Below are 23,373 nucleotides of genomic sequence, written 5' to 3' on the forward strand. Positions count from 1 at the left end.
GGGTCCGGGGCGCCTGGACCGCCTGCGGTGCGGTCCCGCCGCTCCACGTCGCCAGGCGGACGGGGCCGGTTCAGACGGCCGCGTGGGGGTTGCGGACCGTGTCCGAGCCGGGAACCGGCTCGGCCGCGTCCGACCCCAGGGCGACGATCCGGTTGGCGGCGTCGACGTGCACGACGCTCGGCACGAGCGAGCGGGCCTCGGCGTCGTCGACCTGGGCGTAGCTGATGAGGATCACCAGGTCCCCGGGGTGCACGAGGTGGGCCGCGGCGCCGTTGATGCCGATGACCCCGCTGCCACGCTCGCCCTCGATGACATAGGTCTCCAGGCGGGCACCGTTGGTGATGTCCACGATGTGCACCAGCTCCCCGGGGAGCAGGTCCGCGGCGTCCATCAGATCCCGGTCGACCGTGACCGATCCCACATAGTGCAGGTCGGCCTGGGTGACGGTGGCACGGTGGATCTTGGACTTGAACATGGTTCGCATCATCGAGGCACTCCTGAACATAGGCTCCCTGCCTGCGTTTTTGCAGGTCAAGGGCGGTTTCCCTACCCTACAACGAGTCGCGGGTTCGGGCAGCTGTCCCCAGGTTTTCAGGACTGATGCTGACCACTAGCCGACTTTTCTGACTCGTCGTCAGGCAATGCCGGGGGGCGTCGCCCGCCCCTCAGGACCGACCACGACGACTTCACCAGCCTACGCAGCTCCCGCCCACGAGAACCCGTGATCACCGTCACCCCGATGGATCGGCGACGGCCCCCGATCCCCACATCCGCGAGGGCCCCGCCACCACGGGAACCCTCGAAGCGGCGCGGCGACCTGGTAGTGCCTTGTTAGGTGGTCGTGTCGTGGTGGGTGGGTGGTAGTTCGCTGGCTGTACGAGGGCTGGGGAGCTTGCTGCGGTGCGGGGCCGGTCGGAGGAATTCGCGGCGGAGGTGTTCGCGCCGTTGGTGCGTCGGGATCAGCGGGCGAAGGACGCGTCGTATCTGCGGGGGGCTGCTGGATGCCGCAGGAAGTCGATGCAGCCGGTGGCTGAACGGCTCGGTGCCGATCACCAGCAGTTGCAGCAGTTCATGACGACCTCGACGTGGCAGGTCAGGGACGTGCGGGCCCGGCCGGCGTGGCGGGCGGTGGCCGTCGTGCGGCCGCAGGTGTGGGTGGTGGACGACACCGGCTTCCCCAAGGACGGCCGTCCACCCGACATCCCCGCCAAGGACCTGGTCCGCCTCGCGAAAGCCCGGTGGCGGATCGAACACGACTACCGCGAACTGGAAACAGCCCTGGGCCTGGACCACTTCGAGGGCCGTACCTTCGCAAGCTGGCACCGGCACGTCACCCTCGTCATCGCCGCCCACTTGTTCCTGACCGAACAGCGGAGACACCCAGAAGCCCCTGCCAGGCCTGAACCTTCACCAGGCCCTGTACCTGCTGGCGTGGATGCCGATGCTCGGGGCCGACTCGTCGAGATCATCCGCAACCTCCGCGAGCGCATCCGCGAAGCCCGCGGCAACGGCTGGCTCGGCGAGGTGGAGGGGCTCCAGGTCAGCCTCGACGCCGCCACCGCCAAGCTCAACAGCCTCAGCCGGACCCGGGCCGACGGTCGGCCACAACTAGTTGACCTTGGCATGCCCGTCTTCACCGACACCTCACAGCCGACGCCGATCACCTCCGCCCAGGCAGGGCTGAGGTAGTAGGGAACCTCCGACACGAGGATTCACACGACGCGGGCTGCCCGAGACAGCAGGCGCTGGCCAGAAGGCCAGCACAGTCGGCAGCCGGGCCAGCGCCGACCGATCAGATCACTACGGAGTCTTGACCGGCGGCTAACCCGCAGACTCGTCTTTCGGATCGGTCGGAGCCAGCTCCGGTCTTCGGGGGCGGCTTCGGCGTGCTGCGCGTTGGGACATGAGCCAGTAGACGAGCGCCGCAGGAGGCGCGACGCATAACAGGATGATCAGCAGGTTCGAGTCGATTCCATGACCGTGTGATGCAGGTACGTCCGCTTCCCTCGGCAGATCCTTCACGAGGACATCGAGCTGCTCGCGGGTGCGCGCTGCATAGGCCGCGGCCACACGCTCTTCGAGCTCTGCCAGTGTCAGCCGACCCCCCGCGAAGTGGTCTTTCAACTGCGCCTCGATCCGGTCCCGCTCGGCATCCGAGGCCCGGATGACCGCGCTGGCCGTGTGCTCCTCATGGTCCTTCATGGTGACCTTTCAGTAGTAGGCGGAGCGGAATCTCGGGATGGACGGTCCTGCAGGTCGACGAGCGCGATGACCACCCGCGTCCAGACCCCCGGCGCATCGCGGTCCCCGAACCGGACGGCGAGTCGTTCGATATGGCCTCGCAGCTCCGCGAGCGCCTCATCGGTCAGCCGCAGCGCACCACGGTGTACGTCAACCTCCCGGCGGCCACCCGCCTGCTTGGACCGCCAGGCAGCACCGATATCTGCCCGGGTGGCATCCAGCATCGAGCCGAGGAACGCAACCATCTCTTCCGGGCTCGTGGCATCCCCGGGAGGTTCGGTGACCGAAGGGGCATAGACCCGCTCGACCTTGCCGCGTGCCAGCGGCCTGTACTCGGCGATCTCAATCAACCCGGCCCGCTCAAGCTGCCCCAGATGGTAGTAGAGGCGATCAACCGGGATGCCTGCATGATCGGCGAGTTCTCGTGCGGACCGCGGCATCTCCCACAGTGCCTCCAGCAGATGGATACGCAAGGGATCAGCGAGCGCCTTGTGTACACCGTGCCATCGCGGAGATGGAGTGTCGCTCCCCTGTCCTCCCATCACCCAGCCCCTTCAGTCAATGAATCTCAATTGATTGGACAATTTTACAATCAACTGCCCCGGCGGGACTAGTGCCAGTGACTCGTGAAGCCTGGGGTCAGTGCGACACCGTAAGGGCCGACAGTCGCGGCCGCGCTCGGCACCGACGAGGCCGTGCTCGCGGGCCAGAGCAGCGGCGCACGCAGGTACTTCCTCGGCTTTGCCGTAGACATGAGCAGGTACACGATCGGGCCCGATGCCTCGTCGATGACTGGTGTCGACGCCCACACGACACTGTGCTCGATGTTGTCCGGGTAGCACGTGACGAGGGCTTCCTACGGGAGGCACCGGGCCCGGGACACGTCCCTGGCGGTCGCCCCCGCTCAGGAAGCCGACCGGCGGCGCGGCGGGGTGAAGGTGTACAGGTCGAGGATGTCCGGGCAGGGCGCGACGCCGGGACCGCCCGCCCGCACCCAGGCCGCGATGTCCTCCGTTGCGTCCCGGTCGTTGACCAGGCCCAGCCATACCGGTCGAGCCCCGGCCGCCCGCCCGGCGGACGAGGGCTGCACGACGATCACGTTGGCCTGGTCGCACACGTCCAGGCAGGCGGAGACCCGTACGGGGGCCTCGGCACGCAGGCGCGCCGTCTGTGCGGCGTGGTCGACGCCGGTCACCTTGGAGCTGCCGCAGCAGCAGTCCCGGCACACGACGACCCGGCAGGGCACACTGCCGACCGGTCGCGCCGGCACCTCGGCGCCGTACGCCGCGTCGTCCATGGTCTCGGACACGCCGAAACACCCCTCTCTTCCGGGGAGATCCGCCCCGGGGTCGTTCGAGGAGGCGACGACGTGAGTCTCCTGGCTCTCGGGTCGCAGCTCGTCCACCGCCTTCCCACCCCTCGCGGGGCAGTGGCCTGTAGGGGATTGGCTCACCGATCACAGTGGCGGGACCGCGCCGGATTCGCACCGGCTTCCTCGCTCCGCCGTCGCCCTGTCGCCGGCCATCATTCCATCAGCCGGTGCGGGACTCAGGGCTCGTGCGCGTGCGGGATCGTCGCGGGCGGCTCGACCGGGCGTTCCCGGCCGCCTTCGCGGCCGCCTTCGCGGCCGGCAGGACGACGAGCCCCACCGCGAGAGGCCCCGCCCCACGAGACGGATGCCGTGCCAGCGGAACCCCTCCCGGTCAGCCTGACCGGCAGGTGAGAAGAAGCCGACGAATCCGCGGCGGCACGCTCCCCCGGGGGACCGGATCGCGAGGCTCGGCTGCGCGCCAGACTCGGCGACCGCCCGGTCGGGCATGCGAGAAGGCCCCACGCGAGCGGGGGTGCCCCGGAAGCCGGCGCCGGCGAGCAGCCACCGGGCCGGTCGGTGCCGGGCTTCCGCCCTGCACTGGCGGACAGTCACCCGACGTGCCCTCGGCAGCGCCCGTGGCGGTAGGACATCCCGCACCACCGGGCCCGCCGCAACGCCATTTCCCATGGAGGGTCCGGTACGTGTCGACGGACCCCGGGCGCGCATGGGGAGACCGGCCGCGCGGGCAGCCCCGATCCCGAAGGACGCTGAACGACCACTCCGCGCAGTTCCGGGGGACGACCGCATCGATGCAGGTCATCGGCGCCATGGGGTCCCGGCGCCCGGGGTGGGCCCGCTGCGGGTACATGTGCGGGTGCGGCCCCCGCGCGGGTCGTCGCGTTCGCCGTGGCGGGCGGGCCCGCGGGAGGAGCGGACGGCACGCCCGTGCGCGGTGCAGCCAGTAGTCTGATCCGCATGGCAGGCCAGTGGGATGAAGACGACAGGGGCGTTGCCTCTCCTGGAGAGGGCGTAGCCGACCAGGAACGCGACTACTGGGACAACCGGCGGCTCATCCAGGACCTGGACGACGACGAGGCGGGCAGGCGGGAGCGACGCCGACTGCGGGTGCAGGAGCGGAAGATGCACCTGCGGGTCCGCATGCACCGCTACGCGCGCCAGCAGGACCACGGTCCGCTGCCGGGCGATCTGGTGCTCCCTCCGCCGCCGGGAGACGACGATCCGTACGGATACGGCACCGGGGAGTCAAGCGGCGATCGGTAGCGGGCAGGCAGCAGGCGGTGAGCCCTGTCCTGGAAGCCGGCCGTCCTGCGGGTGAGGGCCCGAGGAGAGGCCGCCCGATCGCGGCCGGGCCCCTGCCCGTCCGGTGCGACACCGCCGGGGCGGCGGCAGGGTCCAGGGCGTCGACGGACCCGAGGGCACACCGCCCGTGGTCCTCCTGTGTGACGCCGGGTCACGCCACGACGTGACTCCCGCCCTCGCCGACGGCATCGTCCGGGCCTGCCCGACCCGGCCGGTCCCGGCGCCGGACCTCGCCCGGCGGGGCAGCAGCCGGAAGCAGCACGCTCCGTCTCCGCAGACGCCGGCACACGGCCGGGCCACCGGCCTCACCCCCCGGGACACCGGTCCACGGCGTTCCCCCAGCCCCCTGGCACAAAGTTGCCTTGCCTGGTTCCTGCCACCCGGATGAATCTCCCCGCCCCCGAATCCATGGAAGGCTGGCAGGGCCGAGGCGAGCCGGGCTACAGCAGTCTCATCTCGGCCGCTCGTTGCCCCAACTGGAAGCGGCTCTGGGCGCCGAGGAGTTCCGAGACCTTGGTGACCATACGCCGTTCCGTACGGATGGACACGCCGAGCTTGCGGGCCACGCCCTCGTCGGTGAGTCCTTGGGCCAGCAGCCTCAGGAGCTCCCGTTCCTGGGGCGACAGCCCGTCGCCGGTCGGTGCGGCCGCTGTTCCCAGCGGAACGGCTGTCGCCCACACCATGTCGAACAGCGCACACAGCACGGACACCACCGCGGGTTCCTCGACGAGGAGCGCGCCCTGGGCGGAGTCCTCGAGCCGGAGGGGGATGAGTGCCGCTCTGCGATCCACGATCTGCATGCGGAAGGGGAGGTGGGCGACCGTGCGGATGGCCGCGCCCTGAGCGGCGAGCGAGGTGGAGTGCTCCACCGACCCGACGTCGTTGCGGATGCTTTCCAGGTAGATCGTCTTGACGGAGACCGAGCGCGTCAGCAGGTCCTCCACGAGGGGGCGGCTGGCCGCCCGGTTGGCCTCGGTCTGGGGCCCGCCGGGCGCGAAGGCCAGCGACTCCTGCCGGGTCTCCGACGCAAGCCTCTCAAGGCAGTCGCGGACCGACACCAGATCCGTGAGCCGCTCCATACCGGAGCCCCGCGCCCCGGCATACTCCGTCATGTAGTCATCGATGAGCGAGGCCATCCGCGCGCGGGCCTCGTCCAGTGCCTTCTGCTGGCCGGCGATCTCGGCCTGCCGCTTCGCCCACAGCGCCTGGAACCCCAGGTGCGGACTGACGGGGCGGGCGCTGCCGACCGCGTCCCACGATGCGTTGATCAGAGCCAGATCGGCCAACCTGTCCAGCGCGTCACGGGCCTGGTCCTCCGTCAGGTCCAGCTTCGCGCACAGCGCCGCTATGCCGATGCCCGGGCTGCGCAGCATCTCCCGGTAGACGGTGTCGGTGGCATCTCCCACTTCCCACGTGTGGAGCACATCTCTCCTAGGTGAATGAGTCCGATGTTCGTGCTGGTTGCGACTACGGCGAAGGGCGCCCGCCGGCCGGTGGGCCACAACAGACCCGGACGCCGCCCTGGCGGCACTGTACGTCGTCATCGTTACCCGTGCGTCACCCTGACGCCGGATCCGGCAGCACCCGAAATCCGCTTGACCGAGCGCCGCAGGACCGCTCACCGGCCGCGCGGTCGAGGCACGGGTCCGTCAGGTGCCGTCCTGGTACCCCACCTGCGGCCGGACGCCTCCGCCCCGCGCCCCGGGAGCCGGCATCCCGCCTGCCGCCGGCGCCCGGCACAGCCGTCGCCGCGATCCCAACGGCCACTGCCGATCCACGCCCACCGAAGACATCGGCCCCTCTCGTCCGGTCGCGCGGACGAGTTCCGGGCCCGACTCATCCCGAAAGGGTGACACCGTTGTTTCTCATAGCTGCCTCGTGGTCGTCCCCGCCTCCCCTGCCGCCGACGGCCGAGGAGAAGCTGAGGAGCGCTCTCCTGCAGCACGACGGAAACCACGGCCGGCTCCAGCACATGCGTCTGCACATGAGCAGGGAGGGTGCCCGCGGCGTCCTCTTCGTGTCGGCGCAGGACGCCGCGGCCGCGGAGTCCCACGTACGCGCACTCTGGGGGGCCGTCACCCGTTCCGGAGGCCCGGTCGGCGACTGGCTTCTCCTCGAGTGCACCCCCCTGCCTCTCGGCGGAACCCTCCCCCCGCGGTAGTCGGCCCCGCTTCCGGCGCAGGCATGAAACTGCCAGGAGCAGAATGTGCCAGGCAGAAAGCTTGTTCCCACTCGCTCGGTTCGGTGAAGATCAATGCATCGACCGGAGCAAACTCGGCCGCCAAGGCCGAGAGGGGGAGGAAAAGATTCATGGAGCGCATCAAGAAGGCGATTCTCTGTGTAGCGTGCGCACTGCCTTTGGTGTTCGCCGCAGGAGTCACCGCGGAACAGCCCGCACACGCCCGGACGCCGGCCCGGGAATCCGTCAGCGCCATGGCCCCGGACCTCGGGTGGCAGTGACCCGCCCTCGCTCTCCCGCCGCACGTCCCCTTGCCGGGTTCCACGGCACCGACGTGCACTGATACTCCCGCACAGCTCCCGGGCAGCACCGGCGCAGACATACGTCCTCCCGGCGTCGCGCCCGGTCTCGGGCGCATCCGCCCGAACGGCCCGGACCTGCCCGGCGCACACCGCCGCGGGCCCCTTTCGCAAGAACCCCGTTTCCCTTACTGCCGCCGCATGGTCCGACGCACCGAGAGATGTGCGCGCGGTACGTACCGCTACGGAAATCTCGATCTCCACGAATCCCTGAACTGTGGACCTCGCAGAATCACAAGGTGGAAAAAACATGCATGAGACGGCCGCCGAGGCGACTGCCGAAGGTGCGGTGCCGGAGAACGGCGCGCAATACACCGTGGTCCGCAACCACGAGGATCAGTATTCGGTCTGGCGAATCGGCCAGCCCGTGCCGCAGGGCTGGCAGGAGGTGGGCGAAGCCGTCTCGCGCGAGGAGGCCCTGGCCCGGATCGAAGAAGCATGGCTTGACCTGTGCCCGCTGAGCCTGCGCTCGGCTCGCTGAGAACCAAAGGGAGATATGCAGTGGTGCAACATCAGCTCATCCACGCGTGGGTAGCGGGCGCGGCCGCGGAGGACCCGGACGCCGTCGCGGTCACCGCGGGCGGCACCGAGCTCACGTACCGGGCCCTGCACGCCGATGCCACCGCGCTGGCCGCGGTGCTGCGGGCGCGCGGTGTCACGGTCGGCTCGCGCGTGGTCGTCGCGGTGCCGCGGTCCACCGACTTCGTGGTCGCGGCCCTGGCGGTGCTCAAGGCGGGCGGTGCGTACGTGCCGATCGACCCGGAGTACCCGGTGCAGCGACAGCAGCTCATCCTGGCCGACTCCGGCGCGGCACTCATCATCACCGCCGGCACGGCAGGCCCCGGGGGATACCCCGAGGTGGACATGCGCACCGCGCTGGCGGCCGGTGGCGCGCCCGCGGGGGCCGGGCCGGAACCGGACGTCCGTCCCGACGACCTCGCCTACATCGTGTACACCTCCGGATCGACCGGTGCCCCCAAGGGTGTCTGCGTCACGCATGCCGCGGTCACCGATCTGATCGGATCGGACCCCCGGCTGGCCGTCGCCCGGGGCGAGGTGGTCGCGCACCTGGCCCCGACCGCCTTCGACGCCGCGACCTTCGAGATCTGGTCGGCGCTGGCCCGCGGCGCCACCGTGGCCGCCCTGAGCAAGGACGAGATCTCGGTCGCGGAGCTGGGCCGAACCCTGCGTGCGGTCCGACCCGACTGGCTGTTCCTCACCACCGGCCTGTTCCACCTCCTCGTCGACCACGACGTAGACATGTTCAGCTCGGTCGGGACGGTGCTGACGGGTGGCGACGTGCTCTCTCCCCAGCACGTGCAGGCTGCGGCGGAGTCGGTGAAGCGGGACCTGTACGCCGCGTACGGGCCGACGGAGACGACCGTCTTCGCCACGCTGCACAAGGTGGATCCGGCACGGTCCTACGAGCGGGTGCCGATCGGCCGGGTCCTGGACAACAAGACGCTGCACATCCTCGACGACCAGCTCCGCGAGGTCGCACCCGGCGAGGTCGGAGAGATCTGCCTCGGCGGCAACGGCCTGGCCCGCTGCTACCACAACCGTGCGGCGCTCACGGCGGACCGCTTCGTGCCCGATGCGGGCTCACCGGTTGCGGGCAGCCGCCTCTACCGGACCGGCGACCTCGGCCGGCTGCTCCCGGACGGTGAGGTCGAGTTCGTCGGGCGGACGGACCGCCAGGTGAAGGTGCGCGGATTCCGCGTCGAGCTCGGCGAGATCGAAGCCGCCCTGTCGGCACACGAGGCGATCGGCGCGGTGGCGGTGCTGGCCGTCGGCGACGACGAGAACAGCAAGCGCCTCGTGGCGTACGTGTCGCCCGCGGGCCGGTCCGTGCTGAGCACCGCGACGCTCAGGCGCTGGGTCGGCGGCGCCCTTCCCGGCTATCTCGCCCCGTCGCACTACGTGCTCCTCGACACCCTGCCGCTCGACCCCAACGGCAAGGTCGACCGCAAGGCCCTGCCCCGCCCGTGGACCACCCGCGCGGACTTCGACCTGCCCGAGGCGGTCGCGCCCCGTACCGGGACCGAGCGGCTGGTCACCCAGGTGATGGCCGACGTGCTCGGGCTGGACGAAGTGGGCGTCGAGGACGACTTCTACGCCCTCGGCGGGGACTCCCTGCGCAGCGTCCGGATGCTCGAGCACCTGCGGGCCCTGGGAATCACCGTCAGCTCGCGGGACTTCCTGCGCCGGCCCACCGTCCGGGGCCTCACCGGACTCGTCGACGAGCTGCAGCCGGTCGGGGGCAGGGCATGAGGATCACGAGCCCCGACCGCGACGCCCGGGTCCCGCTGGCCGGCGTCGACCTCTACGACCCGGTGCCCTATCGCGACGCATGCCAGCACACCCTGTGGCAGACCCTGCGCGAGGAGGCCTCCGTCTGGTGGCAGAAGGCCCCCAACGGGACCGGGTTCTGGAACTTCACCCGTCACGCCGACGTCGATCAGCTGCTCAAGGACCACCGCAGGTTCAGCTCCGAGGACGGTACGATCCTCAGCTCCGTCGGCGTCGGCGACGCCGCGACGGGCAAGACCATGACCGTCACCGACCCTCCCCGCCACGCGCAGCTGCGCAACCCGGTGATGCAGAAGCTGGGCCGGGCGATGATCCGCCGCTGCACCGAGCAGCTCAGGGCCGAGGTGGACAGGGTCGTGGCGCCCCTGCTGGCCGACCGCAAGGGCGACTTCGTCGGGCTGATGCACAACCTGCCCATGGCGATGCTCGCCCCGATGATGGGCATCCCCGAGGAGCTGCGCGAGGAGATCGCGCACTGGTCGGCCGTGAGCATCGCGCCCGACGAGCCCGGCCTGACCGGTGGGCTCGACGCGCACACGGCGGCGCGGGAAGCGCACGTGCACCTGCTCGACCTGTTCGGCGCGGCGATCAAGATGCGGGCCGGCGACCCGGGCGACGACGTGATGACGGCGCTGACCGGGCTGCTCCTGGACGGCGAGCCGCTGACCGAGTGGCATGTGGCGCTCAACTACTACAGCCTGATGATGGGTGCGCACGCCACCACCCCGCACGTCGCCGGCCACATCGTGACCGCGCTGGTGGAGCGGCCGCACCTGTGGTCGCAGGTGCGCGCCGATCCCTCCCTGGTCCCCGCCCTGGTCGACGAGGGCACCCGCTGGACGTCGCCGACCCACCACCTGGTGCGCCGGGCCAACGTGGACACCGAGCTCGGTGGCCAGGCCGTCGGCAAGGGCGACTGGCTGTGCGGCTGGGTCGGTTCGGCGAACCGGGACCACGCCGTGTGGGACGACCCGTACGAGTTCCGGATCGACCGGGGCAGCAACCCGCACCTCGGGTTCGGCGTCGGACCGCACTACTGCATCGGCGCGCTGGTGTCCCGGGCCGCGCTCACGGTGCTGTTCGAGATCCTCGCGGAACACGTCGAGCGGTTCGAGCTCCCCGAGGAGCCCAGGCACCTGACCTCGAACTGGATCAACGGCATGGCCCGGATGGACATGGTGCTCCACCTCGGTGAGCGGTCATGAGCCGCTGGACCCTGCAGCCGGTCCCCGACGACGGCGACTTCCTGGTCTTCGGACTGCCGTACGCGGGGACCGGGGCCTCCTCGTTCAAGGCGTGGCCGCGGCAGCTCGGCGCGGGACGGTTCTGCGCCGTGCAGCCGCCGGGACGCGAGAACCGGTTCGGCGAGGACCCGGTCACCAGCCACCAGGAGTTCGCCGAGGGCCTGGTCGCGGAGATCGCCGACCGGCTGGACCGGCCGTACGCGCTGATCGGGCACTGCGGTGCGGTTCCGTTCCTGCTGCAGACCGCGGCGCACCTGGAGCAGCGGGGCCTGCCGCTCCCCCGGCGGCTGTTCGCCTCCGGGTGGGGTGCTCCGCACAAGGGCCTGTACGGCAGGCTCAACTTCGTCGACCTGGCCGAGGTCGACATGGTGGCCGAGATCGAGGACCGGTGCGCGGCCCTGGGGCAGCGGATGCCCCGGGAGTTCGTCGAGATCGCCGCGGACACCATGCTCGCCGACCTGCGGGTACAGCGCGGCTACCGGGCGAAGGCGCTGCCGAGCCGGGACATCCCCGTCTCGGTGATCGGCTGGACCGAGGACGACGTCGTCCCGCAGGCGGAGGTGCGGCCCGGCTGGGAGGACTGCGCCACGGCCACGTTCCACGTCCTCGAAGGCGACCACTGGGAGTTCCTCCGCTTCCCGAATGCGCTGCGCGACCTCATCGAGCAGGAGATGTCCGTCGCGGGCAGCGCCTGACGTCCAGCGTCACAGGCCGTGGATCCGGCCCGGCGGGCCGCGCGGGACGGCCTTCCCGAACCGCCCGGGTCGCACGGCCGTACTCGTCCCGCACCCCCGCCCCGAGTCGGCTCCGCCCAGTCAACCGTCCGTGAGAACCCCGAGAAGGACACAGCGCATGAACGCAGCGGAGACGGTCGTCGCACCGTCGGCCGGCCCAGTGGAACCGAGCCTGGTGCAGCACATCCTGCTGGACGCCTGGAGCACCATGCTCAAGCACGAAGTCACCGTGCATGACAACTTCTTCCAGGCCGGCGGCGATTCGCTGCTGGCGCTGGCCACCATCGAGAACGTCAACCAGCGCCTCGGCTGGCAGCTCAACATGGGCGACCTGCTGCGGTTCCAGACCATCGCCGAGCTGGCCGCGGAGAAGGCGCAGCCCCAGGCGGCCAACGCCGAGCACGCGCTGATCCGGATGAGCAACCAGGGCCCGCGCACACCGATCGTCTTCGTGCACGCCGGGCTCGGCATGGTGGACGGGTACGGCCGCATGGTCCGCGAACTCGGTACCGACCGGGCCTGCTACGGGCTCCAGTCCCCCCTGCTCGTCGAGGGCGCCGAGAACGTGCCGGACACCTACCAGGGTCTGGCGGAGGTCTACGCGGATCTCCTGCAGGACGAGTTCGGCGAGGACGAGTTCCATCTGTTCACCTCCTGCGGCGGCGGCGCGATCTGCCTCGAACTGGGCCGCATCGCCGCCGACCGGGGCCTGGGCATCGGCAGGACCGTCGTGGTCGACGGCTACCTGGAGCTGGACTCCGCCAGCCAGACGCCGGAGGACGAACTGATGGTCGTCTTCCACGACGACATTCTGCGGATGTCCGGGACCACCGACCGGTTCCCGGCGATCACGGCGCAGGAGGCGGACCTGGAGCAGGTGCTGCGGGTCACCGCGGAAGCCATGCTCGGCACCCGCGCGGGCTCGGACGAGCGCGCCGTCGCGTTCTGCCGGCGCCTCTACGCCTCCTTCCTCACCAACGCACGCGGACTGACCGCCTACCGCCCCGAGCCGGTCGACGTCGACCTCCTCATGCTCTTCGCCAAGGACAACGACACGCTCGACCAGTGGCGTTCGGTCGTCACCGGCGAACTCACCGCGGAGGTGCTGCAGTCCGAGTTCTACGGGCAGCGGCTCTGCATCGAAGAGGCCTCGTACCTCGCGGCCCGCACCGTCGACTACCTGGGTGAGAAGTGAGCGGCATGGACGGCACGACCACCAACCCGTTCGAGGACAGCGCCGGCGTGTTCCTCGTGCTGCGCAACTCCGCCGGCCAGTACTCCCTGTGGCCGGACTTCGTCGAGGTGCCCGCCGGCTGGGACACCGTCTTCGGCCCCGGGCCGCGGGCGGCCTGCACCGGGCACATCGAGCAGCACTGGACGGACCTGTCCCCCGTACGCCGGGGCGGCGAGGCGGGAGAACCGGCTTCATGACCACGCAACTCGAGCGCTTCGACGCCCTCACCCGCGCAGCAGAACCGACGACGGGCCTGATCGGCCGGTTCGAGGAACAGGCCGCCCGTGCCCCCCGGGCACCGGCACTGGTCGCCGGGGACGCCGTCGTGACGTACGGCGAACTCGACGACCGCGCCGACAGGGTGGCGCGCCGCCTCACGGACCGCGGCGTCGCCGCGGAGGACACCGTCGGGATCCTCCTGCCCACCTCTCCCGACCTGGTCGCCGCGCTTCTCGGCACCCTCAAGGCCGGGGCGGTGTACCTGCCGCTGGACCCCGGCTACCCACCGGACCGCCTCGCGTACATGGTGGCCGACGCCGCACCCCGGGTGCTGGTCACCACGCGTGAGGCGGCGGCCGGACTCGACGCCGTGGTCGGGGCCGTCCCCGGCTCCGTGCTGTACCTGGACGAGCAGGAGGAGCAGCCGTCCCCGGCAGCGGCAGGCCGGATCCGGGCCGGCTGGGATCCGGACCGCGGTGCCTACACCATCTACACCTCGGGCTCGACGGGCCGGCCCAAGGGTGTCGTCGTCACCCACCGTTCGCTGGCGAACTTCCTGGACTGCCTGTCGGACCGGTTCGAGGTCACGTCCGGTGACACGGTGCTCGCCACCACCTCGGTCTCCTTCGACATCGCCGGGCTCGAGCTGTACCTGCCCCTGGTCAACGGAGCCGCGGTGCACCTGGTGCCGCGGGGCACCGCCGTGGACGGGGTGGCGCTGCGCCGGTACCTGGCCGCCGCCCGCCCCACGCTGGTGCAGGGCACCCCGGCACTGTGGCAGCTGCTGCGGGAGGCCGGCTGGACGCCGGAGTCACTCCCGGCCACGGCTCGGCTGCTGTGCGGCGGCGAGGCCCTGCCGCAGGACCTCGCCGACTTCCTCGCCGCCGGTGCGGCCTCGGTGTGGAACCTCTACGGGCCGACCGAGACGACCGTCTGGTCGCTGATGGCAGAGGTGACCGCCGGAGAGCCCGTCTCCATCGGCGGCCCGCTGCGGAACACCGGGGTCCATGTCCTCGACGACCGTCTGGCGCCGGTGGCGCGGGGCGGAACGGGCGAGCTGTACCTCTCCGGGGACGGTCTGGCCCGCGGCTACCACGGGCGCGGCGCCCTCACCGCCGAGCGGTTCGTGGCGTGCCCGTTCGGCGGCACCGGAAGCCGCATGTACCGCACCGGTGACCTGGTGCGGCAACGCGCCGACGGGACACTGGACTTCGTCGGCCGCGTCGACGAGCAGGTGAAGATCCGCGGGTACCGCGTCGAACTCGGCGAGGTCGAGGCAGCACTGCGCGGGCTCCCGCAGGTCGCGCAGGCGCGCGTGGTCATGCGCGAGGACGTCCCGGGCGTGGCGCGGCTGACCGGGTACGTCGTACCGGCTCCCGGCCCGGTTCCCGCGCCCGACGAGCTGCGCGGCGCCCTCGGCGCCTGGCTTCCGCCGTACATGGTGCCCGACGCCATCGGGGTGCTGGACCGGTTCCCCCTGACGCCGGCGGGCAAGATCGACCGCGCGGCGCTGCCGCCGGTGGACTTCGCGGGCACGGGCGCGGTGGGCCGCGCTCCCGCCACCTCGCAGGAGCGGGTGCTGGCCGACCTGTTCGGTGAGGTGCTGGGGCTCGGCGGTGTCGGTGCCGACGACAGCTTCTTCGACTGCGGCGGGAACTCGCTCCTCGCCACGCGCCTCGTCTCCCGCATCCGGGCCGAACTCGGCGTCGAGATGCCGATCCGGGCCGTCTTCGACCAGCCCACCCCGGCGGCCCTCGCCCTCCTGCTCACCGGTGCCGAGCAGGCCCGGCCCGCGCTGCGCCCGATGGACCGCGCCGCCTCGCTGCCCCTGTCCTACGCCCAGCAGCGGCTGTACTTCCTGCACCGGATGGAGGGCCCCAGCTCCACCTACAACCTGCCCGTCGCGGTCCGGCTGACCGGGGACCTCGACCTCGACGCCCTGCGCGCGGCGATCACCCACCTGCTGCGGCGGCACGAGAGCCTGCGCACCCGGTTCGCCGACGGCCCCTCGGGGGCCGAGCAGGTGGTGGTGCCCGCCACGGACGCCGCAGTGGCGGCCGCCGCCGCCGTCACCGTGCACGAGGTCACGGACCCGGAGCTGCCCGCCGCCGTCGACCGGGCGGCGGGGCACCTCTTCGACCTCACCACCGACATCCCGGTACGCGTCGACCTGTTCCGCACCGGCGGGCAGGAGCACGTGCTGCTGCTGTGCATCCACCACATCGCCAGCGACGGCTGGTCACTGGCCCCGCTGGTGCGTGACCTCTGCGACGCGTACACCGCCCACCGCTCAGCGGAGGCACCCGCGGCGCCGCCGCTGGAGGTCCAGTACGGCGACTACACGCTGTGGCAGCGCGAGCTGCTCGGCTCGGCCGACGAGGCGGACAGCCTGATGGCCCGGCAGCTCGCGCACTGGCGTCGTGAGCTCGACGGTGCGCCGGAGGTGCTGGAGCTGCCGACCGACCGTCCGCGCCCCGCGCTGGCGACCCACCGCGGTGACGTGGTGCCCTTCGAGGTGCCGGCGGCGCTGGCCGGACGGCTGACGGAGCTGGCCCGGCGCGAGGGCGTCAGCCTGTTCATGGTGCTCCAGGCGGCCCTGGCGGCCCTGCTGACCAAGCTGGGCGCCGGCACCGACATCCCGCTGGGCAGCGTCCTCGCCGGGCGCGGCGACCGCGCCGTCGACGACAACGTCGGGTTCTTCGTCAACACCCTCGTGCTGCGCACCGACACCTCGGGCGACCCGTCCTTCACGGAGCTGCTGTCCCGGGTCAGGACTGCCGGCCTGGCCGCGTACGAGAACCAGGACCTGCCCTTCGAGTACCTCGTCGAGGTGCTGAACCCGGCCCGCGGCACCAGCCACCACCCGCTGTTCCAGGTCATGCTGGTGCTCCAGAACAACGTGGCCCCGCAGTGGCGGCTGGGCGGGCTGGAGGCCGCGCACCAGGTGGTGCCGACCCGCACCGCGAAGTTCGACCTGACCTTCGAGCTGACCGAGCGGTTCGCCTCGGACGGGCGGCCGGACGGGCTCAGCGGCGAGATCGAGTACGCGACCGACCTGTTCGACCGGTCCACGGCCGAGTCGCTCGCCGGACGGCTGCTGCAGGTGCTGCGGTCGGTGGCCGAGGACCCGGCCCGCCGGCTGGCCTCGGTCGACGTGCTCTCCCCGGCCGAACGGCGGACGATCCTGGAGGAATGGAACGACACCGGCCGGGAGCTGTCCGGCGCGGCCTACCCGCAGCTGCTGGCCGACCGGGTGGCCCGCACTCCCGACGCCGTGGCCCTCGTCCACGAGGACACCGAGCTGACCTTCGCCGAACTGGACCGCCGGTCGAACCGGATCGCGCACTGGCTGATCGCCCGCGGCGTCGGCCGCGACGACGTGGTCGGACTCGCGATGGGGCGCCGCCCCGAGCTGCTGTGCGCCCTGCTCGGCATCCTCAAGGCGGGCGGGGTGTACCTGCCGCTCGACCCGGACTATCCCGCGGACCGGCTGGCCTTCATGGTCGCGGACAGCGCTCCCGGCATCCTGCTGACCACGGGCGACGTGGTCGGGAAGCTGCCCGGCGAGGCGCGGCGGCTGCCGCGCCTCGAACTCGACGACCCGGACGCGGTGGCCGAGCTGTCGAGGCACCGCTCCGACGCGCCGACGGACGCGGACCGGCGCGCGGAGCTGCGCCTGGACGATCTGGCGTACGTCATCTACACGTCCGGCTCCACCGGCCGCCCCAAGGGCGTGGCCGTGACCCACCGGGGCATCCCCAACCTCGCCCAGAGCTACATCGAGCGGTTCCGGCTCGAGGAGGGCTCGCGGTTCCTGCAGTTCTCCTCGATCAACTTCGACCCGACGTTCTGCGAGCTGTGCTGCACCCTCCTCGCCGGCGCGACCGTCGTGCTCACCTCACCCGACGAGCTGCTCTCCGCCGACCGGCAGCGCCAGGTGACGGCACGGTACCGGCCGACGCACATCACCTTCTCGCCCACCATCCTCGGCGGGATGGCCCGGGACGCGCTCGCGGACTGCGGCAACCTGATGGTCGCCGGCGAGGCGTGCCTGCCCGCACTGGCCGCAGCCTGGGCACCCGGCCGCCGGATGATCAACGCGTACGGACCGACCGAGGCCACCGTCGACACCCTGTACTGGGAGTGCGGCAGCGGCCCGGACGGCTTCGAGGACGCGTCGGTGCCGGTGGGCCGCCCGCTGGGCAACACCAAGGTGTACATCCTCGACGCCGCGCTGCGCCCGGTGCCGCCCGGCGTCGTCGGCGAGCTGTACATCAGCGGCGACGGCCTGGCCCGCGGCTATCTCGGCAGGCCGGACCTGACCGCCGAGCGTTTCGTGGCCTGCCCGTTCGGCCCCGCCGGGACGCGGATGTACCGCACCGGCGACCTGGCGCGCTGGCGCGCCGGCGGTGTGGTGGACTTCGCCGGCCGTGCCGACGACCAGGTCAAGATCCGCGGGATGCGCATCGAGCTCGGCGAGATCGACGCGGTGCTGAAGGAGCACGGGCAGGTCGCCCAGTCCGCGGTGGTCGTCCGCGAGGACAGTCCGGGCCACCGGCAGCTCGTCGGCTACGTGGTCCCCGGGGCGCGCGGAGCGGCCCAGGACATCGAGCATGTCGGCAAGTGGCACCAGATCCACGAGCAGGGCTACAGCGAGCAGCAGGACCTCGGCGCGGAGCAGGACTTCACCGGCTGGAACTCCAGTTACGACAACGAGCCGTTGCCCCTCGCGCACATGACCGAGTGGCAGGAGGCCACGGTCGGCCGGATCCTGGACCTGCGGCCGGACCGGGTGCTGGAGGTCGGCGTCGGTTCCGGGCTGATCCTGCGCCCGGTCGCCCCGCACTGCTCCGCCTACACCGGTGTGGACTTCTCCCGTGCCCTGATCAGGACCCTGGGGCGGGCGATCGAGGCCGGCGAACTGCGCGACCGGGTCGATCTGCACACCCTGGCCGCCCACGAGGTCGGTGCGCTCGCGCCCGCCTCCTTCGACACCGTGGTGATCAACTCGGTGGCGCAGTACTTCCCCGGCGTCGACTACCTGACCGATGTGGTGCGCCGGTCCATGGAGCTGCTCGCTCCCGGCGGCCGGATCCTGCTCGGTGACATCCGCAACCTGCGGCTGCTGCGGGCCTTCGTCACCTCCACCGTCCTGCACGACGGCGCACACACCGACGCGTCGCTGGCCACCGCGCGGGAGCTCGTCTCCCACCAGCAGGAGATGGAGAGCGAGTTGCTGCTCGATCCGGCCTTCTTCGCCGGGATCGGGGAGCTGGTTCCGGACGTGGTCGGCGTGGACGTGCGGCTCAAGCGGGGCCGCTTCCGCAACGAGCTGACGGACTTCCGCTACGACGTGGTCCTGCACAAGCGAGGAGCACAGCTGGTGTCCCTCGCCGAGGTGCCTGCGCGGGAGTGGAGCGGCGCCGAGGACGTCGGCGCCTGCCTGGCGGCGGACCGGCCGAGGGCGCTGCGCGTCACCGGCATCCCCAACGGCCGGGTGAGCGCCCGGGTCGCCACCGCACGGCAGGTGGACTCCGGGGGCGGCACGCTCGTACGGGACCTGGTCGAGGAGACCGGCGCACAGGCCGGGGTCGACCCGGAGACCCTGTGCGAGATCGGCGCCCGGTCCGGCTACACCGCCCTGCCGACGTGGACCGACACCGCCGAGGGCGACCGGTTCGACATGGTGTTCCTCGCGCCGGAGGTGGGCGCGGGGCAGGGGCTGACCGACGTGTTCCTGTCCGCGGACCGGAAGGGACGGTCCCCGGGCGAGCTGGCCAACGACCCCCAGGCCGCCGATCGCAGCCGGGACCTCGCCGCGGAGCTGCGCCGCCACGCGGCACGGCGGCTGCCGGAGCACATGGTGCCCGCGGCCGTCGTCGTCCTGGACGCGCTGCCGCTGACCCCCAACGGCAAGCTGGATCCGCGGCGGCTGCCCGCGCCCGAGTTCGGCTCCCGGGCGGGACGGCCGCCGGCCACACCGCAGGAGGCGGCGATGGCAGCGCTCTTCGCCGACGTACTCGGGCTGGCGGCGGTCGGTGCCGACGACCGGTTCTTCGACCTCGGCGGGGACAGCATCCGTTCGATTCAGCTCGTCAGCAGGGCACGCGCGGAAGGCTTCCGGATCACCCCCCGGGATGTGTTCCACGACCAGACGGTCGAGGCCCTGGTGGCCCGCGCCGCCCGGAACGGCGGGGCCCGCCCGGCGGACGGCGACGCGGCCGTGGACGCCGGGGCCTGGGAGAGGATCCTGCGGACTCCCGATCCGGAGTACCCGGTCTCCGGCACCTCCCCCGCGGCAGGCCGCGGCCGGGTCACCCGGCGGGTGGCCGGCAGGGACGCCAGACGGCTGCTGACCGGGCTGCCGCAGCTCTTCCGCTGCACGCCCGAGCACATCGCGGTGGCGGCGCTGGCCCCGTCGCTCGTCGAGTGGCGCCGTACCCGGCTGCCGGGGGCCGGCGCCTGGCTCCGGCTGGACCTGGCCGCGGCCGGGGTGCCGACCGCGCACCCGGTTCGGCTCAATCCGGGTGTCCCGGACCTGGACAGGGCACTGGCCGAGCCGCGGGACCTGGCCCGGCTGCTGAAGCGGGTCAAGGAGCAGATGCGGTCGGTGCCGGACGCGGGCCGCGGTTACCCCGCGCTGCTCGCCGACCCGGCGACCGCGCAGCGGCCGTCCTCCCAGGTGCGCTTGCGGATGCTGCCGGCCGGCACGGCCGGCGGCGAGGCGCGCCCCGAGGCCGGCGACACGGCTCACGCCCTGTGCGTCGACGTCCGGCCGGCCGGGGACGGCAACGCCCTGGAGGCCGTCTGGTCCTGGGACGCCGCGCGGTTCGACGAGGACGCCGTGGGCGCACTCGCCGACCGCTGGGCAGCCTGCACGGCAGCGCTGGGAGCCCTCGTGGAGCGCCCGGAACTCGGTGGGCTGACCCCGTCCGACGTCGCTCTGGCCGATGTCACGCAGTCGGCCGTCAACCAGCTGGAGCGCGACTACCCCGGGCTGCGCGACATCCTGCCCCTCACACCACTCCAGCAGGGCTTCCTGCTGCACACCGCCACCGACGGCGACGGTCCGGACCCCTACCAGAGTCAGACCCTGTTCGACCTCGACGGGCCGCTGGACACCGGGCGGCTGCGGCAGGCGGCTCACGCACTGCTGATGCGGCACGAGAACCTGCGCGCCGCCTTCACCCACCGCGGCCTGCGGGCCCCGGTGCAGGTGGTGCAGGAACGGGTGGACGTGCCGTGGACCGAGCACGACCTGTCCCGGCTCGCTCCGGCGGAGCAGGAGCGCCGGGAGGCGGAGATCCTCGCGGCGGACCTCGGCCGGCGGTTCGACCTGTCGGCGCCGCCGCTGATGCGCTTCACCGTGCTGCGGCTGGCCGCCGAGCGGCACCGGCTGCTCGTCACCGACCACCACATCCTGCTCGACGGCTGGTCGACGTCGCTGGTGTGGCAGGAGCTCTTCGCCCTGTACCGCGGCGAACGGCTGCCGCGGGCGGCGCCGTTCCGCGACTACCTGTCGTGGCTCGCCGGGTGCGACCGCGAGGCCGCGGCGTCGGCGTGGCGCGACTACCTGGCGGGCGTCGGCGGCCCGACCCGCGTCCATGCGGCCAGGCCCGCGCCGGACGTCCCGCTGCGCACCACGGACCTCACGCTCTCCCCGGAGCTGACCGGTGCGCTGCGGCGCCGGTGCGCCCAGGCCGGGGTGACCCTCAACACCGCCGTCCAGACGGCATGGGGCATCGCGCTCGGCCGCCTCACCGGGCGCGAGGACGTGCTGTTCGGCAACACCGTCTCGGAACGGCCCGCCGACCTCGACGGCGTCGAGTCGATGGTCGGTCTGCTGATCAACACCGTTCCGCTGCGGGTGCGCATCGAGCCGGGCGAGCCGGTGGAGGAGACCATGAGGAGGGTGCACGAGACGCAACTGGAGACGCTTCCGCACCGGTCCCTGGAGCTCACCGACATCCAGCGGCTGCTCGGCACGGATGAGCTGTTCGACACCTGCTACGCCTTCCAGAGCTACCCGGCCGACGCGCTCTCAGGCAGCGCGACCGACGGACTGCGGGTGCGTGAGCGGACGCAGGGAGCACGAGGGTTCTCCCACTACCCGCTCGGCATCACGGTCATCCCGGGCCGGCAGCTCGACCTCACCATCGGCCATCACCCGCACGTATGCGACGACGCGCGGATCAGGGACATCAAGGAGTCGATCATCGGTACGCTCGAAACGATCGCGGCAGGGCGGGGCCGATGAGGAACTTCCTGACGATGGTCCGCGAACTGCCGTTCGCGATGAAGATCCTCCTCGCCTCGAGTGCCGCGCGCGGCCTGAGCTTCTTCGCGATCCTCGCGTACATGCCCATCTACCTCTACGACACGGTGGGGATGGGCGGTGCGGCCATCGGCTACGTGATCGGCGGCAGCGTGCTCGTCGGCACGCTGGCGAGCGTCTACGGCGGATACCTCGCGGACCGGGTCACCAAGATCAACCTGGTCATCGCGCTGGACATCGCGATCATGGCGCTCTACCTCAGCCTCACGGTGATCCGCGATCCCTTCACGGTCACCGCGATCCTGGTCCTGGCGAGTGTCGCCTCCTCGTCGATGGGGGTCGCCGGGAACGCCCTGATCTCCGAGCTGGTGCGCCCGGAGAACCGCACCAAGGTGTTCTCGCTGCGGTACTCGCTGCAGAACATCGGTGCCGCCGCGGGCCCGTTCCTGGGTGTCGCCGCGGTGACCGCCGGAGCCGGCGGGCCCTTCGTCCTCAGCGTCGCGGTCATCGGCGCGTCCCTGCTGCCCCTGGTGCTCTTCCGCCGCCGCTTCCTGGCCCCCGGGACCGCGACGGCGGCACCCGCCGCGGCAGCGGCACAGGACGTGGAGCGGGAGCAGGGCGTGGAGGAGGAGCCCGGGTTCCTCGACGTACTGCGCAGGATGCGGGCGGACCGGCGGCTGGCGTACTTCACCGTCGGCGGCATCCTCAGCATCGTGGTGTACGGGCCGCTCCTGACCTTCATGTCGCAGTACCTCGTCCTGGTGGAGGACCGCGACACCGCCTACCGGCTGGTCGCCTACGTCTCGGCCGCCAACGCCGTCGTGGTCATCGGCGCCCAGTACGCCCTCGGCAGCCGCCTGAGGCCGAACACCCTGATGAAGTGGCTGACCGTCGGTACCGGGGCCTTCGTCGTCGGGCTGCTCGCGATGTCGCTGTCCACGCACGCGGCCGTCCTCGTCATCGCCGTGGTCGTCTTCAGCATCGGCGAGGTCATCGTGGTGCCGGCCGAGTTCACGTTCATCGACTCGATCGCCCCGGAGAACCTGCGCGGCAGCTACTTCGGCGCCCAGAACCTCATCCATGTCGGCATCGCCCTGGGCCCGATCCTCTGCGGCGTCCTGCTGCAGCACTTCGCCCCGGCCGTCATGTTCTACGTCCTGATCGCCCTCGTGGTGGCCAGCTGGTGGCTCTACGCCGCCGGTTGCCGGGCCACGGCGGCCACCCGCACGGCAGACAAGGTGGTGAACGCGGCGTGAGTTTCGCCCGGATCACGGAGAAGACGTACTGCCCCTTCGCCAAACGGTCGCGGATGGGACCCGGAATCACTCTTTCGACGGCCGACGTCGAGCAGGAGCTGGCCCGGCACCGCGACGCCGTAGCGGACTTCTTCCGCACGGCCGCCGGGACATCGCGTGACGGCATGGTCGTCACCTTCGAGGACCCGTCCCTCGGCGCCACGCTGGACGCCCTGGTGGATCTCACGCGGCGGTTCTACACGACGCTCGCCGGGATGTTCCCCAGCGTGTACATCCCCGACGATCCGCGGCCCGACGACAGGTGGTACGCGATGATCGAGGGGGAACTGTTCTTCCTCGTCTCCTTCGCCCCCTGCTATCCGGAGACGTCGCCGCGCCACACCCACGGCGACAGCCGCACCTACTTCCTGTTGCAGCCGGCCAGCACGTTCGAGCGGAACGCCCGGGCCATCGACCGGCAGCGCGAGGGGATCCACCGGGCCTTCGCCGCGGTCGGCAAGCCGTACGACGCGCGGCTGGCGAACACGGAGAACGACATGTTCAAGGCCGTCATGCCGATCGACCCGATCGACCGGCACATCCCGTGGTGGGACGTGGAAGCCGGTCCGGCGGGCCACTAGCCGTGCCCCCACGCTCCCGGGCCCTCCGATGCCCTCCCCCGCCGAGTGCGGTTCAGCGATCCCGAAACCA

Annotated in this window: 17 protein-coding genes and 1 riboswitch; of the genes, 12 read left to right on the forward strand and 5 right to left on the reverse strand. The window is 71.7% G+C overall.

Annotated elements, in window-relative coordinates; all coding sequences use genetic code 11:
* Positions 1-70 precede the first annotated feature (70 nt).
* Complete coding sequence (panD, locus tag NPS70_RS21455) at positions 71-487, reverse strand: aspartate 1-decarboxylase (protein ID WP_256525994.1); 417 nt, start codon at positions 485-487, stop codon at positions 71-73.
* A 446-nt stretch (positions 488-933) separates the two neighbouring features.
* On the opposite strand from panD, the gene NPS70_RS28940 reads away from it, so the two are divergent.
* The gene (locus NPS70_RS28940; protein ID WP_374212035.1) at positions 934-1,689 is read left to right on the forward strand and encodes a transposase; all 756 of its coding nucleotides are present in this window, start codon (positions 934-936) and stop codon (positions 1,687-1,689) included.
* Between the two features lie 132 nt (positions 1,690-1,821).
* Here NPS70_RS28940 and NPS70_RS21470 read toward each other — a convergent pair whose 3' ends face one another.
* The 3 genes from NPS70_RS21470 to NPS70_RS21480 form a co-directional block, all read right to left on the reverse strand.
* Positions 1,822-2,202, reverse strand: coding sequence for a DUF1707 domain-containing protein (locus NPS70_RS21470; RefSeq protein WP_256525995.1), 381 nt, complete (start codon positions 2,200-2,202; stop codon positions 1,822-1,824).
* Complete coding sequence (locus tag NPS70_RS21475) at positions 2,199-2,714, reverse strand: helix-turn-helix domain-containing protein (RefSeq protein ID WP_374212036.1); 516 nt, start codon at positions 2,712-2,714, stop codon at positions 2,199-2,201. The genes NPS70_RS21470 and NPS70_RS21475 overlap by 4 nt, the downstream gene beginning before the upstream one ends.
* Positions 2,715-3,145: 431 nt before the next feature.
* On the reverse strand, positions 3,146-3,538 hold the full coding sequence (locus tag NPS70_RS21480; RefSeq protein WP_256526129.1) for a (2Fe-2S) ferredoxin domain-containing protein: 393 nt from the start codon (positions 3,536-3,538) through the stop codon (positions 3,146-3,148).
* Positions 3,539-3,612: 74 nt separating this feature from the next.
* Positions 3,613-3,738: riboswitch (cobalamin riboswitch) on the reverse strand.
* A gap of 790 nt (positions 3,739-4,528) precedes the next feature.
* On the opposite strand from NPS70_RS21480, the gene NPS70_RS21485 reads away from it, so the two are divergent.
* Complete coding sequence (locus NPS70_RS21485) at positions 4,529-4,834, forward strand: hypothetical protein (RefSeq protein ID WP_256525997.1); 306 nt, start codon at positions 4,529-4,531, stop codon at positions 4,832-4,834.
* A 479-nt stretch (positions 4,835-5,313) separates the two neighbouring features.
* Here the strand turns inward: NPS70_RS21485 and NPS70_RS28765 are convergent, their stop codons facing one another.
* Entirely contained in the window at positions 5,314-6,279 is a 966-nt protein-coding gene (locus NPS70_RS28765; protein ID WP_256525998.1) for a helix-turn-helix transcriptional regulator, read from the reverse strand.
* 904 nt (positions 6,280-7,183) lie between these two features.
* Here NPS70_RS28765 and NPS70_RS21495 point away from each other — a divergent pair.
* The 10 genes from NPS70_RS21495 (at position 7,184) to NPS70_RS21540 (ending at position 23,303) form a co-directional block, all read left to right on the forward strand.
* The gene (locus tag NPS70_RS21495) at positions 7,184-7,333 is read left to right on the forward strand and encodes a hypothetical protein (protein ID WP_256525999.1); all 150 of its coding nucleotides are present in this window, start codon (positions 7,184-7,186) and stop codon (positions 7,331-7,333) included.
* A 328-nt stretch (positions 7,334-7,661) separates the two neighbouring features.
* A complete protein-coding gene (locus NPS70_RS21500) occupies positions 7,662-7,892 on the forward strand; it encodes an MbtH family NRPS accessory protein (protein WP_256526000.1) in 231 nt (76 codons plus the stop codon).
* Between the two features lie 20 nt (positions 7,893-7,912).
* A complete protein-coding gene (locus NPS70_RS21505) occupies positions 7,913-9,682 on the forward strand; it encodes a non-ribosomal peptide synthetase (protein WP_256526001.1) in 1,770 nt (589 codons plus the stop codon).
* Positions 9,679-10,926 (forward strand): cytochrome P450, encoded by a 1,248-nt coding sequence (locus tag NPS70_RS21510; protein WP_256526002.1) that lies wholly within the window; start codon positions 9,679-9,681, stop codon positions 10,924-10,926. Before NPS70_RS21505 ends, NPS70_RS21510 begins: the two co-directional genes overlap by 4 nt.
* The gene (locus NPS70_RS21515) at positions 10,923-11,660 is read left to right on the forward strand and encodes a thioesterase II family protein (protein WP_256526003.1); all 738 of its coding nucleotides are present in this window, start codon (positions 10,923-10,925) and stop codon (positions 11,658-11,660) included. The genes NPS70_RS21510 and NPS70_RS21515 overlap by 4 nt, the downstream gene beginning before the upstream one ends.
* Before the next feature lie 157 nt (positions 11,661-11,817).
* A complete protein-coding gene (locus NPS70_RS21520; RefSeq protein ID WP_256526004.1) occupies positions 11,818-12,894 on the forward strand; it encodes a phosphopantetheine-binding protein in 1,077 nt (358 codons plus the stop codon).
* A 5-nt stretch (positions 12,895-12,899) separates the two neighbouring features.
* Entirely contained in the window at positions 12,900-13,130 is a 231-nt protein-coding gene (locus NPS70_RS21525; RefSeq protein ID WP_256526005.1) for an MbtH family protein, read from the forward strand.
* On the forward strand, positions 13,127-21,409 hold the full coding sequence (locus tag NPS70_RS21530) for a non-ribosomal peptide synthetase (RefSeq protein WP_256526006.1): 8,283 nt from the start codon (positions 13,127-13,129) through the stop codon (positions 21,407-21,409). The genes NPS70_RS21525 and NPS70_RS21530 overlap by 4 nt, the downstream gene beginning before the upstream one ends.
* Entirely contained in the window at positions 21,406-22,683 is a 1,278-nt protein-coding gene (locus NPS70_RS21535; protein WP_256526007.1) for an MFS transporter, read from the forward strand. The genes NPS70_RS21530 and NPS70_RS21535 overlap by 4 nt, the downstream gene beginning before the upstream one ends.
* Positions 22,680-23,303 (forward strand): hypothetical protein, encoded by a 624-nt coding sequence (locus NPS70_RS21540; RefSeq protein ID WP_256526008.1) that lies wholly within the window; start codon positions 22,680-22,682, stop codon positions 23,301-23,303. Before NPS70_RS21535 ends, NPS70_RS21540 begins: the two co-directional genes overlap by 4 nt.
* Positions 23,304-23,373 lie beyond the last annotated feature (70 nt).

It is taken from the genome of Streptomyces sp. C10-9-1 (assembly GCF_024497955.1).
In the GTDB taxonomy this organism is placed as follows: Bacteria; Actinomycetota; Actinomycetes; order Streptomycetales; family Streptomycetaceae; genus Streptomyces; species Streptomyces sanyensis.

Excerpts from the sequence above, each read along its gene's own strand:
- panD (WP_256525994.1), bottom strand. The coding sequence starts at position 487 with ATGATGCGAACCATGTTCAAGTCCAAGATCCACCGTGCCACCGTCACC.
- NPS70_RS21470 (WP_256525995.1), bottom strand. The coding sequence starts at position 2,202 with ATGAAGGACCATGAGGAGCACACGGCCAGCGCGGTCATCCGGGCCTCG.
- NPS70_RS21480 (WP_256526129.1), bottom strand. The coding sequence starts at position 3,538 with ATGGACGACGCGGCGTACGGCGCCGAGGTGCCGGCGCGACCGGTCGGC.
- NPS70_RS21485 (WP_256525997.1), top strand. The coding sequence starts at position 4,529 with ATGGCAGGCCAGTGGGATGAAGACGACAGGGGCGTTGCCTCTCCTGGA.
- NPS70_RS21495 (WP_256525999.1), top strand. The coding sequence starts at position 7,184 with ATGGAGCGCATCAAGAAGGCGATTCTCTGTGTAGCGTGCGCACTGCCT.
- NPS70_RS21500 (WP_256526000.1), top strand. The coding sequence starts at position 7,662 with ATGCATGAGACGGCCGCCGAGGCGACTGCCGAAGGTGCGGTGCCGGAG.
- NPS70_RS21510 (WP_256526002.1), top strand. The coding sequence starts at position 9,679 with ATGAGGATCACGAGCCCCGACCGCGACGCCCGGGTCCCGCTGGCCGGC.
- NPS70_RS21515 (WP_256526003.1), top strand. The coding sequence starts at position 10,923 with ATGAGCCGCTGGACCCTGCAGCCGGTCCCCGACGACGGCGACTTCCTG.
- NPS70_RS21520 (WP_256526004.1), top strand. The coding sequence starts at position 11,818 with ATGAACGCAGCGGAGACGGTCGTCGCACCGTCGGCCGGCCCAGTGGAA.
- NPS70_RS21525 (WP_256526005.1), top strand. The coding sequence starts at position 12,900 with ATGGACGGCACGACCACCAACCCGTTCGAGGACAGCGCCGGCGTGTTC.
- NPS70_RS21530 (WP_256526006.1), top strand. The coding sequence starts at position 13,127 with ATGACCACGCAACTCGAGCGCTTCGACGCCCTCACCCGCGCAGCAGAA.
- NPS70_RS21535 (WP_256526007.1), top strand. The coding sequence starts at position 21,406 with ATGAGGAACTTCCTGACGATGGTCCGCGAACTGCCGTTCGCGATGAAG.